The sequence below is a fragment of the Pseudooceanicola nitratireducens genome (genome assembly GCF_900109195.1).
Taxonomy (GTDB): domain Bacteria; phylum Pseudomonadota; class Alphaproteobacteria; order Rhodobacterales; family Rhodobacteraceae; genus Pseudooceanicola; species Pseudooceanicola nitratireducens.
This window is the reverse complement of record NZ_FNZG01000002.1, coordinates 825862-838904: the sequence shown is the minus strand read 5'-3', so window position 1 is coordinate 838904 and position 13043 is coordinate 825862. Positions and strand designations below refer to the sequence as shown.

The 13043-nt window shown below is 65.9% G+C and carries 11 protein-coding genes; 3 read left to right on the top strand and 8 right to left on the bottom strand.

All coding sequences use genetic code 11. The features are described 5' to 3' along the window. Window positions 1-51: 51 nt before the first annotated feature. Complete coding sequence (locus tag BMX99_RS09910) at window positions 52-1209, bottom strand: C4-dicarboxylate TRAP transporter substrate-binding protein (RefSeq protein ID WP_093450702.1); 1158 nt, start codon at window positions 1207-1209, stop codon at window positions 52-54. A 302-nt stretch (window positions 1210-1511) separates the two neighbouring features. Between BMX99_RS09910 and BMX99_RS09905 the strand changes: the two genes are divergently transcribed. Continuing rightward, the gene (locus BMX99_RS09905) at window positions 1512-2144 is read left to right on the top strand and encodes a TetR/AcrR family transcriptional regulator (RefSeq protein ID WP_093451319.1); all 633 of its coding nucleotides are present in this window, start codon (window positions 1512-1514) and stop codon (window positions 2142-2144) included. Window positions 2145-2181: 37 nt separating this feature from the next. Here the strand turns inward: BMX99_RS09905 and BMX99_RS09900 are convergent, their stop codons facing one another. The 7 genes from BMX99_RS09900 to BMX99_RS09870 all read right to left on the bottom strand — a co-directional run bounded on the left by BMX99_RS09900 (window position 2182) and on the right by BMX99_RS09870 (window position 10221). After that, window positions 2182-3780, bottom strand: coding sequence for a class I adenylate-forming enzyme family protein (locus BMX99_RS09900; RefSeq protein ID WP_093450699.1), 1599 nt, complete (start codon window positions 3778-3780; stop codon window positions 2182-2184). Window positions 3781-3924: 144 nt separating this feature from the next. Then, window positions 3925-4407, bottom strand: a complete 483-nt coding sequence (locus BMX99_RS09895; protein ID WP_254771998.1) for a c-type cytochrome — start codon at window positions 4405-4407, stop codon at window positions 3925-3927. A gap of 37 nt (window positions 4408-4444) precedes the next feature. Further along, window positions 4445-4765: a hypothetical protein gene (locus BMX99_RS09890; protein ID WP_093450696.1), complete on the bottom strand. Its 321-nt coding sequence runs from the start codon at window positions 4763-4765 to the stop codon at window positions 4445-4447. A gap of 9 nt (window positions 4766-4774) precedes the next feature. Continuing rightward, window positions 4775-5182, bottom strand: coding sequence for a MerR family transcriptional regulator (locus tag BMX99_RS09885; protein ID WP_093450694.1), 408 nt, complete (start codon window positions 5180-5182; stop codon window positions 4775-4777). Between the two features lie 324 nt (window positions 5183-5506). Then, a complete protein-coding gene (locus BMX99_RS09880) occupies window positions 5507-7963 on the bottom strand; it encodes a heavy metal translocating P-type ATPase (protein ID WP_093450691.1) in 2457 nt (818 codons plus the stop codon). A 106-nt stretch (window positions 7964-8069) separates the two neighbouring features. Continuing rightward, the gene (locus BMX99_RS09875; RefSeq protein WP_093450688.1) at window positions 8070-9248 is read right to left on the bottom strand and encodes an ROK family transcriptional regulator; all 1179 of its coding nucleotides are present in this window, start codon (window positions 9246-9248) and stop codon (window positions 8070-8072) included. Between the two features lie 190 nt (window positions 9249-9438). Beyond that, window positions 9439-10221, bottom strand: coding sequence for an ATP-binding cassette domain-containing protein (locus tag BMX99_RS09870; protein WP_093450685.1), 783 nt, complete (start codon window positions 10219-10221; stop codon window positions 9439-9441). A gap of 182 nt (window positions 10222-10403) precedes the next feature. Between BMX99_RS09870 and BMX99_RS09865 the strand changes: the two genes are divergently transcribed. Further along, entirely contained in the window at window positions 10404-11339 is a 936-nt protein-coding gene (locus BMX99_RS09865; protein ID WP_093450683.1) for a sugar ABC transporter substrate-binding protein, read from the top strand. A gap of 141 nt (window positions 11340-11480) precedes the next feature. Further along, window positions 11481-13043 (top strand): ABC transporter permease, encoded by a 1563-nt coding sequence (locus BMX99_RS09860; protein ID WP_093450680.1) that lies wholly within the window; start codon window positions 11481-11483, stop codon window positions 13041-13043.

Genomic DNA, 13043 nt, shown 5'->3' with positions numbered 1-13043 from the left:
TGCCGCGCCTTCCCGGCCCCGCGCCCCGTCAGGGGGCGCGACAGTCGCGCGTTACTGGGCGTAGGCGGCGGGATCGACCTTCGAGACGACCTCGTCCCACAGCAGCTGGGTCAGCTGCTCCTGGGTTTCGATCTCGGCCACCAGTGCGTACCACTTCTCAAGACGCGCGGGGAATTCGGCCGCGATCTCGGCCGCGCGCGCGACGTTGTACTGTTCGGTGAACAGCGTCGAAACGGTCTGCAGGTCCTGGCGGGTGAAGTCCTTCACGGCGGCAACCAGCTCCGGTTCGGCGTCGTGAATGGTGATCCCCTTCTCGTTGGCGTGGCGGATGGCCGCCGCGTCATCGGTGTAGAAGTTCCAGGTCGTCGCGGCGGTCATCACCGTCCCGGCATAGAGCATCGCGGAACGCTGCTCATCGCTCATCGAGGTCCAGCGATCGCGGTTCACGTTGGCCGAGGCCACGCCAGCGAAGGCCCCGCCCGGCACGCCGATGGTGATATCGGTCACGACCTCATGCAGGTTGTAGTTCGTCAGTTCGGGCGCGCTGAGCATGGCACAGTCAAGGATCCCCTGATCCAGCGCCTCGTACACTTCGTTCACCGGCAGGCGCACGCCTTGCGCGCCGAAGTGTTCGGCAAACCGGACAAAACCCGCACCGCCCGCACGCAGACGCTTGCCTTTCAGATCCTCGACCGAAGTCACGACCACGTCCTTGCACAGCAGGTTGTACAGCGGGGTGACGCCGCCACCGGTATAGACCTGGTTCTGCGCGGCGAATTCCGCCACGCATTCCGGGCAATCCTGCATGGTGTATTCCAGCATGGCACCGGTATAGGCCAGCGGCTCTTTCCCGTTCGGGGTCTCGGCCAGGTTGATCAGCTGGTTCAGCTCGTGCAGGAACAGGTTGGTGCTGTATTCGGCGGCGTAATAGGGCGGCAGGACAAAGCCCACGTCGGCCAGGCCGTCGCGCACGCCAGGGCTGGTTTCCGGCAGGCTCAGCAGCGACATCGCAAAGCTTTTCACCTTCAGATCGCCGCCCGAACGCTCTTCCAGCGCGGCGGCATAATCGTCGACGGCCAGACCGACGGCGGAATTCGTCGGGTAGCCATAGGCAAAGTTCAGGTTGTCGGCCGCCAGCGGGGTGGCGGTGGTTGCGGCAGCAGCGGCAATCGCCAGGGCCGAGGCCTTGGCTACGGTACGGCGGGTCATGTGTTTCCTCCCTTTATGATCCGTATGTCTCGGTCCGGGAAGACGGGGCTGGCGGGGCCTGAAACGCCCCAAAGCCGCCTGTCGCCGGGGTCGGCAGGATCCTCCAATCGCTGCGACCACGGCTGATGCTCAAATCAATTGCCCGAAACATCATACCCGGTAGTATGTTTTATACAGTCAGGGATGCCCGGCTCAGGTCAAGCCCCCGAAACGGGACATGTTGACAAGAAGGGCGCAAAATGCGGTGTGAAAACTGCAACCCCGTCTTTGACGAAAAGACAAAGGACCAGCAAAGGGGACAGATGGTGCTTGGCGAGATCGCGCAACCCGCGAAAAAGCAGGACAACCAGCAGGAAATCATCGAGGCCGCCGCCCATTGCTTCATGCGTCACGGGCTGGAAAAGGCGACGATGACCGACATCGCCGACCACCTTGGCGCGACCAAGGGGCGGGTCTATCACCATTTCCGCTCCAAGAACGCGGTCTTCTTTGCTGTCTACCGTCAGGCCATGGTCTTCTGCTTCGAGGCGGTCGAGCCCCTGATGGCCCAGGACCTGCCCGCCGCAGACCGCCTGTTCCGCATGGCCGAAGCCCACGCCCATGTCATGATGGACACCCTGCCCTATCAGCGCAGCATCCGCATCGGCGTCGAGATCTACCTGCGGGGCTCGACCACCGAGGCCGACCGCACCGTGCTTCGAGAGCTGATCGAGATGCGCAACCGCTATGAACATCTGTTCCGCGAGGTGCTGGCCGAAGGCCAGGCCGATGGCAGCCTGTCGGTCACGGATGTGCCACTGGCCGGCCGGGCCCTGATCGGCGCGCTGAACGGCCTGGTCGACTGGTTCCGTATTCGCCCCGATCAGCCCCAGTCCGAACGCGATCACATCGCCCGCACCCTTTCCGCGACGATCCTGGACGGGTTGCGCAGCTGACGCCCCCCGCCCGTTCGGCCCAGTCTATCCGGCCATCCTATCCGGCCATCTCTCGCAGCGCCCGCTTTACGATCTTGCCGTTGGCATTGCGCGGCAGCGGATCGCGGGTGAAGGTCGCGAAATCGGGCCGCTTGTAGTCGGCCAGATGCGCCTTGCAGTAGTCCCGAAGAACTTCAAGCGTCAGATCGGGGTCTTCGGTCTGCACGAAGACATGCAGTTTCTCGCCCAGCACCGGGTCGGCCCGCCCGATGGCCGCGCATTCCATGACCGAGGGGTGGGCGATCAGCGTATTCTCGATCTCGGCGCTGTAGATGTTGTAACCGCCCCGGATGATCATGTCCTTGCGGCGGTCGTGCAGGGTGATGAACCCCTCCTCATCCATCGATCCGACATCGCCGCTTTTCCAATAGCCGTCGTGGAATTCGGCGGCGGTCTTTTCGGGATTGTTCCAATAGCCGGGCACCACGTTCGGGCCACGGATCCACAGCTCTCCCGGGGTGTTGCGGGGCAGATCGCGCCCGGCTTCGTCGCGCACCCGGATTTCGCCGCAGGGTACGGGAATGCCGACGCTGTCCGCGCGGGAGACACCATAACCGATCGGCAGGATCGTCGCGGGGGACGTCAGTTCGGTCGCGCCATAGGCGTTCATCAGGTTGAGGGTCGGCACCTTCTCCGACAGCTCGGCAATGGTCGAGGCTGCCATGGGCGCACCGCCATAGCCGCCGATCCGCCAGGACGACAGGTCATAGGCGCTGAGATCGCAGCGCAGCAGCACAAGGTTGTACATCGCCGGAACGATCAGCGTCTGCGACACCCGTTCGCGTGCGATGATCTGCAGGAAGGCCTCGGCCTCGAAGGCGCGCATGATGACGATGGTCCCGGCGGTGCGCAGCATGGTGAAGATCGTCGCGATCAGCCCGGTCACATGCGACGCCGGCACGCACAATAATGAGCTGTCGCCGATCCCCAGCTCCATCGCCAATTCGAAATGCATCGAGGAATGCACGATGTTGAAATGGGTCAGCATCGCGCCCTTCGGCTTGCCCGTCGTGCCCGAGGTATAAAGGATCACGGCCGTGTCTTCTTCCTGGACCGGCACGGGATCGGCCGTGTGGCCGGCTGCTCCGATATCCTCGAACGCAAGGGCACCCGGGGCCTGCCCGCCCACGCTGATCCGCTGGCGCAGCAGCGGCAATTCGGCGTCCCCGGGCAGATGGCCTGACAGATCCGCGTCATGGATCAGGACCTTCGCGCCGCAGTCGTTCAGGATATGCGCCAGCTCGGGCGTGCCTTCGCGCACGTTGATCGGCACGGCAATGGCCCCCAGCCGGATCACGGCAAACAGCGACAGCACGAATTCGGGACAATTCGCCATGACAAGCGCCACGCGGTCCCCCTGAGCCACGCCCAGATCGCGCAGCCCGGCGGCCAGGGTGCCGATCCGGGCCACCATCGCCTCATAGGTGATCCGGGTGTCGTCGCAGACCAGCGCCTCGGCCCCGGCATTGCGGGCGACGGCCTCGTCCACCATGATGTTGATGTCGGCCGGACGATCGGCAAAACACTTGAGATTGTCGCGACCGAAATGGCTTTCGGTCACGATCCGATCGGTGATCTGCGCGGGCCAGATCTGCATATTCCACCTCCTCCTGCGGAAAACGCCGGCAAGATGGAACCGTTTCCGAAAAAGCGCAACTTGCCATTCCTGCAAAGGCGGGGCGTCAGCCCGGGCCATCGCCCGGCAGACTGACGCCCAGCACCCTGTCAGCTTGACGCGGGATCAGTCGATCCCGTTGGCCCGCTGCATTTCCCGCACGTAGGCGATGATATCGCTCACATCCGCGCGGGTCAGGCCGCTCTGCGCCGGCATATCGCCGAAGGGCCAGTGATGCGCCCGCACCCCGTTCTGGACCGCCATGTAGAAGGCCATGTCGCCATGGTGCCCGGGTTCATAGACCTTGTGAACAAGGGGCGGACCATAGCCGATGCGCCCGGAGGCATTCGCCCCGTGACAGGCGGCGCAGGTGCCGTCGAAGGCACGTTTCCCGATCTGGGCCGGGCCCGAAAGCTCGGCCGGGAGGGTGACCTCGACGATCGACTCGTCATCCGGGTCAATCTGGGTGTCATTCTGCGTCAGGGGAACCGGGGGACGGGTCAGGTAATAGGCACCGCCAAGGGCGGCCAGGGCCAGGGCGGCGACGGGTAGGAACTTCTTCATCTTCTTGTCCTGAAAGGCGCGGGAGGACCCCGGCGCGGTCATCATTCTGCGGCCTCAGCCGCAATTTGCACTGGTGTCGCGATCAGGATCGGGGGGGCGGCGGATCCGCCTTGGGCGGTTGGGACGCCCATGCCGGGCTGTGGAAATGTTTGCTGAGGCCCGAGGACGCAGAGACCTGTGTCAGATCCATCATGGTCAGCGGCAATGCCACCACCGCACAGGTCAGGGAATGCGGACAATCCGAGGAGGTGGCTGGCACCGCCCCAGTCTGATGGTCCATCGCATGTTCCGGACAGGCCGGACAGTCCATATGCTGCGCCATCTCATGCGCCCCGACCGGCCCCACGGACGGCAGAGCCCAGCCGAGGGCCAGAAGGATCAACAGGATCAGCCGCGGCAGCATGACCAGGACTTAACCCTTGGCCGCGGCTGCGGGCGCATTGCTGAGCCCGTCGAGGATTGCGCAATCCGGCGCGTCGTCGCCATGGCACTGGGTGATCAGCGATTCCAGCTGCCCTTCAAGCGCGCGCAGCTGGGCAATCTTGTCCCGCACGGCGTCGAGGTTGCGCAGCGCCAGCGCCCGCACGTCGCGGCTGGCCCGGTCGGGATCGGCGTTCAGATCCAGCAGGCGGCGGCATTCCTCTAGCCCAAAGCCCAGATGCCGGGCCTGTGCCAGCATGCGCAGCTGGGTGATCTGGCGCTCACCAAAGTCGCGATAGCCATTGGCGGCACGGTCGGCATCAACCAGGCCGATCTCCTCGTAATAGCGGATGGTCTTGACCGAGAGGCCTGTCGCCTCGGCAGCGCGTCCGATGTTCATCTGGGGTCTCCTTTGGCCTTAAGATAAAGGCTCCCCCCACTGGAGGGTCAAGGGGGGAGAGGGACGCGGGGCCTTGTTTGGGGGCTGGTAGGGTTTGTGGGCTGCCAGTGACGACGGCGGGAGAGTGTTCCTTCACGCCGGAGACGTGCCGACGTAGAGGGTGGCGGGGGGGCGCTGGCCCGTCACGCCAGAGGCGCGCCACGTAGAGGATAGCGAGGGGGCCTTGTCCCGTCACGCCGGAGGCGTGCCGACGTAGAAGGAAGCGAGGGGGCCCTGCCCCCTCGCGCTCCCCCGGGATATTTCTGGCAAGAGGATGGGAGGGGGTCAGAGTTTCTGGGCCCGCAGGCGCAATGCGTTGCCGATGACCGAGACGGACGAGAGGCTCATCGCGGCGGCGGCGAAGATTGGCGACAGCAGGATGCCGAGGAACGGGTAGAGGATCCCGGCCGCGATCGGCACGCCGGCGCTGTTGTAGATGAAGGCGAAAAAGAGGTTCTGACGGATGTTGCGCATCGTTGCCTCGGCCAGTCGTCGGGCGCGCAGGATGCCGGTCAGGTCGCCCTTGACCAGGGTCACGCCCGCGCTTTCCACCGCCACGTCAGCCCCGGTGCCCATGGCGATGCCCACGTCGGCCTCGGCCAGGGCGGGAGCGTCGTTGACCCCGTCGCCGGCCATGGCGACCGAGAGGCCCTCGTCCTTGAGGCGTTTGACCAGGGCATGTTTGTCCTCGGGCGAGACGCCGGCGTGGACCTCGTCAATCTGCAGGTCACGGGCGACGGCCCTTGCGGTGGCCTCGGCATCGCCGGTGGCCATGATGATCCGCAGGCCCGCGTCGTGCAGGGCGCGGATCGCCTGAGGGGTGGTTTCCTTGATGCGGTCGGCCACGGCGATCAGCCCGGCGGGCTGGCCATCGACGGCGACGAACATCGCGGTCTTGCCTTCGGCGCGCAGGGCGGCCGCACGGTCGGAGAGCCCCGAGATGTCGACTGAGAGATCGGCCATCAGCGCCTCGTTCCCAAGGGCCACGCGGTGGCCTTCGACCGTTCCGGTGACGCCCTTGCCGGTGACAGCGTCGAAATCGGTGCTGTCTTTGCGGGCGGCCCCGCGGGTTTCGGCACCACTCACGATCGCCTCGGCCAGCGGATGTTCCGAGCCACGCTCAAGTGCGGCAACGAGGGTGAGGAAGGAGGAAGCGTCCATGTCCACGGGGTCGACATCGGTCAGGGTCGGCTTGCCTTCGGTCAGGGTGCCGGTCTTGTCGACGATCAGAACGTCGACCTTCGCGAACCGCTCCAACGCCTCGGCGTCGCGGATCAGAACGCCCGCATTGGCCCCGCGCCCCGTGGCGACCATGATCGACATCGGCGTCGCCAGGCCAAGCGCACAGGGGCAGGCGATGATCAGCACCGAGACGGCGGCGACAAAGGCATAGGACAGCGCCGGCGACGGGCCGAAGGCCCACCAGGCGACAAAGGCCAGCAGGGCCGCCGCCACGACGGCGGGCACGAAGTAGCCCGCCACCCGGTCGGCCACCGCCTGGATCGGCGCGCGGGAGCGTTGCGCCGAGGCGACCATCTGCACGATGCGGTTCAGGGTCGTGCCCTCGCCCACCACCTGGGCCTCCATCAGGAAGCTGCCGGTCTTGTTCAGCGTGCCGCCGGTCACCGTTTCGCCCGCGACCTTTTCAACCGGCACGGGTTCGCCGGTGATCATGCTTTCATCGACCGAGGAGCGCCCTTCGGTCACCACGCCATCCACCGGCACGCTGTCGCCCGGACGCACCCGCAGGATGTCGCCGGCTTTCAGCGCATCCAGCGGCACGTCCTCTTCGGTATCGCCGGCCACCCGGCGGGCGGTCTTGGGGGCCAGATCCATCAGCGCGCGGATCGCGTCGCCGGTGCGTTCGCGGGCGGCCAATTCCATCACCTGGCCCAGCAGGACGAGGACCAAGATCACCGCGGTGGCTTCGAAATACACCGGTGTCATGCCCATGCCATCGGCCATCTGCGCGGGCAGCAGCCCGGGGGCCAGAAGCGAGACGATCGAGAAGAGATAGGCCGCACCGGTGCCGATCCCGATCAGCGTCCACATGTTGGGGCTGCGGTTCTTCAGCGAATTCCAGGCGCGTTTGAAGAAGATGCGGCACAGCCAGACCACGGGCGTGGCCAGCGCGAACTGCACCCAGCCAAAGGCCCGATGACCGATCCAGTCGGCAAAGGGCAGGCCCATGTGCGCGCCCATTTCCAGCACGAAGACCGCCAGCGCCAGGGGCGCGGTCAGCCAGAGACGACGTTTGAAATCAACGAACTCCGGGTGCGGCCCGCTGTCGAGGGTCGGCGTCATCGGCTCCAGCGCCATGCCGCAGATCGGGCAGTCTCCGGGGTGGTCCTGCACGATCTCGGGGTCCATCGGGCAGGTGTACATGGTGCCCTCGGGCATGGGTTCGGGCGCGGGGCGGTCGCCCATGTAGTCCTCGGGCGCGGCGTCGAACTTGGTCTGGCACCCGGAAGAGCAGAAATAGAATTTTTCGCCCGCGTGTTTCGACATATGCGCCGCTGTCGCGCGTTCGACCGTCATGCCGCAGACGACGTCCTTGGCGGTGCGGTAGGCCTCGGGGTCGGCCTGGAACTTGGTGCGGCAGCCGTCGCAGCAGAAGTGATAGACATGGCCTTCGTGCGTCAGGCTGGGCTTGCCGGCATCCGGGTCCACGGTCATGCCGCAGACCGGGTCGCGGGTCACTGCGCCCGTAGCGTGAGAGGTATCCTGATGTGAATGCGCCATGGCCTGTCCTTTCCGGTCTCGAAGACGTTGGAACAGGTATCTAGGGCTTCCAGCCGCTGGAGGGTCAAGAGGCTTTCTGCACCCTTCTGCGCCCCCGCAGGATCCGTCACATCAGGTCGTATTCCGTCACCGCCTGAAACGGCAGAAGCGCGCTGCCGATGGACCGGGCCCGCACCCCGCCGTCGCCCGCGATGATGCGGAAGGGACGAAGACCCCGGGTGTCGTAGTGGACCAGGGCAGCGATCGTCGCATCGACCAGCCGGGCGCGCAGGGCATGGGCCAGGCTGGTATCAAGCACCATGACCTCGACATCCAGGATCGCCTGGCCGGCGACAAAGCTGAAGGCCAGCGCCGGGGCGGCCACGGCCTCCCAGGCGGTCAGCACGTCCTCGGCCGCAGCGGAAAGCGGCGCATCCTGGTAGAAGACCTGCGGATCGATCCCCGCCTGCGCCGCCTTTTCTTCCAGCACCTGGAGAGAGGCCGAGCCGATCAGCTGATCCCCCGGCCCGGACGCGACGACCTTCATCGGCAGCGACCCGATGGCCGAGGCATTGCCCGACATGCCTTCATAGACGCGCCCGTCGATGGCGAGGCCCCCGCCCGCAAAGGTGCCGACGTAGATATACAGGAACGACCGCGCCTCGGTCGTCTTGCCGACCTTCAGCGCCGCCAGGCAGGCGGCCGAGGCGTCGTTCATCTTGGACACCGCCAGACCAAAGGCGGCCTCGATCTCGGCCCTCAGATCGGCCTCGTCCCAGGGGGCCATCAGGCCACGCGGGGCACCGATGGCGCTTTCCCAGCTGCTCAGCCCCTCGGGCAGCGCCAGTCCGACCCCCAGGATGCGCCGCGCCCGGGCGGGACCCAGATCGTCGATCAGCGCCTGCATGGCGGCGAAGATGTGATCGCGCACGGCCTCGTAGACCGGGTATTCATAGCGGAACTGCCGGTGTTCGATGATCTCGTAGTCGAAGCCCATGGTGGCGATCTCGACCGACTGGCGGCCCACCTTGACCCCGATGGTCAGCGCCCCTTCGGCGTTGATCAGATAGGGTTTCGAGGGCTGGCCGACCTTGCCCCGCACGCTTTTGCCGGCCCTCAGCAGCCCCTCGGCTTCCAGCCGGTTGACGATATTGGTGGCCGATTGCGCCGAAAGGCCCGTGGCGCGGGCGATCTCGGCCTTGCTCATCCCGCGGTGTTCGCGCACCAGGCTCAGGATCAGGCGTTCGTTCTCGGGGCGCGGCACCAGCGCCAGTCGCGGGTCGGTCGTGCTTTCGATCAGGCTCATGCCGGGTCCCGGTCCTTGGTTCGGCCCCGTCCCGGGCTGGTGGCGGATCCTGTGGCAGATCGCGGGCCCCGTCGCAAGTCGCGGCGCAAGCTGGGGCGCAAGCTGGGGCGCCGGTCCGACCGCCCCCCCCGGCGCAGGTGCTGCCTATAAAGGGCCCCGGCGGCTTCGCCCTGCGGGCAAGACGCGGCCATCAGATATAGCTCGCGTCTTCGTGGACCCCTTGGTCGACGCCGGTGATCATCGCCACCACATCGTTGCCGCTGGCGGTCTTGGCGTCGAGAACGCCGGCGATCCGCCCCTGCCGGAACACCACGATCCGGTCCACAAGATTGAAGACCTGCCGCAGGTTGTGGGAAATGATGATGACCGGAACGCCGCGTTCCTTGAGGCCGCGGATGATATGTTCGACCCGCGTGGTTTCCTGGATGCCCAGGGCAGCGGTCGGTTCATCCATGATGATCAGCTTCGACCCCCAGCCGGCCGCCCGGCTGATGGCGACGCACTGGCGCTGACCGCCCGACATGCCCGCCACCGGCTGGCGCAGGTCGGGGATCTTGATGCCGGTTTCGTCCAGAAGCTCTTTCGAGCGTTTGGCCATCGCCTTCTTGTCCAGCCACGACAGCGGCCCAAGGCGGAACTTCACCTCTTCCCGGCCCAGGAAGATATTGGCCGGCACATCCAGGTGATCGGCCAGCGCGAGGTTCTGGTAGACCGTTTCGATTCCATGTTCGCGCGCCTCCTGGGGGGAGGCGAAGGAGACCGGTTCGCCGTCCACGAAGACCTCGCCCCGGGTGCGCTGTTCGACCCCGGTGATGTTCCGCACGAAGGTGGATTTGCCCGCGCCATTGTCCCCGACGATGGCGATATGTTCGTCCGCGAACATCTTGAAATCCGCGTCGTTCAGCGCCTGGACGCCGCCGTAGTGTTTGGTCAACCCTTTGGTTTCCAATATGACTTTACGGTTCTCGGCCATGTTCCCTCCCTTGCCGCGCGATCGGATCCTGCGCGGCCTTCCCTTTACAAGCCATCCGGACGGGCGGGCTGTCAATACTTAAATCAAGTTGATTTAGTTATTGACAGAGACGGGGGGAATCGATCTTTCTAGGGGCATCAGAGCCGGGGCGAGGAGGCCCGTGGCATTTGGGAGGAGTACCAATGAACGTGAAATTCACCCTTGCCGGTGCAACCCTTGCCGCCCTTCTGGCCGGCACCGCCGCACAGGCGCAGGACGTGATCGGCTATATCACCAAATCGGCCACCAACGCCGGCTGGATGATGATCAACCAGGGCGCCGCAGATGCCGCCGAAGAAGAAGGCGTCAAGCTGGTGTCGGTTGGCCCGTCCTTTCAGGGCGACCTGTCGAGCCAGCTGGAAGTCTTTGAAAACCTTGTCGCCCAGGGGGCCAAGGCCATCGGCGTCGCGCCTGTCGACAGCTCGGGTATCGCACCGGCGGTCAATGACGCGATGAGCGCGGGCATCCCGATCATCGCCATCGACACCGGCGTGTCCGGGGCCGAGGTCACGTCCTTCGTCGCCACCGACAACTACGCCGTGGCCAAGGAACAGGGCAACGCCGCCGCCGCGCTGGTCGCGGATGGCGATGCGGTGATCTATGTCACCGGCAACCAGGCCCAGTCCACCGGCCAGGAACGCCGCAACGGCTTTGTCGAAGCCTTCTCGGCCGCGCGTCCGAATTCGGAAATCGTCGAAGTGCCGACCGAATGGGACAGCGCCCAGGCCCAGGAAGGGGTCGAGGCGATCCTGAACGCGCGCGACGACATCAAGATGGTCGTCAACGCCTGGGACGGCGGCACCATGGGGGCCAAGGCGGCGCTGGAAAACCTGGGCTACGGCGCGGGTGACGTGAAGCTTGTCGGTTTCGACGGGGCCTCGGACGCCATCGTCGCCATGGACGAAGGCTGGGTCCACGCCGACACCGCCCAGATGCTGTACCAGATGGGCTATCAGGGCATCAAAGCCGCCGCGGCCGCCGCGCGTGGTGAAGAGGTCAGCCCCCGGATCGACACCGGCTATTTCCTGGTGACGCCCGAGACCTCGGCCGAATACAAAAAAATGATCGGCATGGAGTGATCCACGCCCGACTGGGCAGGCCCTCCTTCTAGGGCCTGCCCCCTTTGCCACCGTGCACCCCGCCTTCCCCGCAGCCTTGCCCGTCGCCTAGATCGGCCCCGGAAGGCCACCCCAGACCGCACCCAGACAGGACCGACCGTCATGACCGACACCACCCATGGCCAGACCTTGCCTTCCCGTTCGCTGCAGGATCGGCTCATCTCGCTCGTTGTTCGGTTCTTCCGCGCCGAATGGTCCGGGGCGCTGCTGGCGATCATCGTCCTGGGCCTCGCGATCGAGGTGGCGACGGTCGACACGATGTTCTTCCGCCCGTCGAACCTGATGACGATCCTGAACAACTCGGCCGCGATCGGCGTCGTCGCCGGAGGGATGACCCTGATCATCCTGACCGCCGGGATCGACCTGTCCGTGGGATCCGTCATGGGGCTGACCGCGGCTCTGACGGGCTATGTCGCCAGTTTCTGGGGCTTTCCGCCGTTTTTCGCGATCATGACCGGGCTGGGCATCGGCCTGGCGGTCGGGGCCTTCAACGGCACGCTGGTCGCCTATTTCGGCATGCCGGCCTTCATCGTCACCCTTGCGGGCCTGTCGATCTGGCGCGGCACCGGGCATTTGACGACCAATGCCCAGGCGACCCCGAAACTGCCCGAGGCCTTCGACTATTTCGGCCGTTTCAACCCCTTCACCGGGCTGCGCAACGCCTACCGCGCGGATGAGCTGGACGGATTTGCCAAGACCCTGGGCGGCTTTGTCGATGCCAACTGGCTGAACTTCTTCCGCACCTTCCAGATGTCGATGCTGATCTTCATCGCCTTCTTCATCGTGCTGGCCGTGATCATCGCCAACACCCGTTATGGCCGCTACGTCTATGCCATCGGGTCGAACGAACCCGGCGCGCGCCAGGCCGGGATCAACACCCGCCGCTACACGCTGATGACCTACATGTTCGGGTCCTTCGCGGCGGCCTTTGGCGCCCTGCTGTTCCTGGGCCGCGCGCCCTATGCCAAATCCGACTATGGCCAGATGTGGGAACTGGACGCGATCGCGGCCGTGGTCATCGGCGGCACATCCCTGTTCGGCGGGCGCGGGTCGCTTTGGGGGACCTTCATGGGGGTCATCCTTCTCAAGCTGATCAACAACGGCCTGACGCTGGCCCAGCTGAACACCTTCTGGCAGATGGTGGTGACCGGCGGCATCATCCTGGTGGCCGTGGGCATCGACATCGTGCGCCAGTCCCGCGACCCCGAGGCGGTGCGCAAGCTTCTGGCCGCCGTCGGCACCTTCATGGCCTTCCTGGCGCTGATGACGCCCGGCGCAGTCTGGCTGCGGGCCAAGATCGCCCTGGCCGAACATGGCGCGGCCAGCGCCCTGCGCGAGGCCGGCACTACCCTTGCGCCCGGCCACACCGCCCGTCTGATGGACCCCGCCGCGATCGAGGCCTCGCAGGCCGCCGTATCGGCCAACGGCCTGACGACGCTGGTGCTGACCCTTGTCGTGCTGGCCGCCGGCGTGAACATCTTCCGCGGCAGCAGCGTGACCAGCCTGGCGCTGGCGGCGATCTTCGTGGCGATGATCCCGGTGCTGGCCCTGCTGGGCTACCACGCCGCGACGCCCTTCCTGGTGCTGGGTGCCGTGGTGCTGGCGGCAAGCGCCTTTGTCTTCGCCATCTTCGAACGCGCCCGCGCCATCGGGGCCGATGAATAA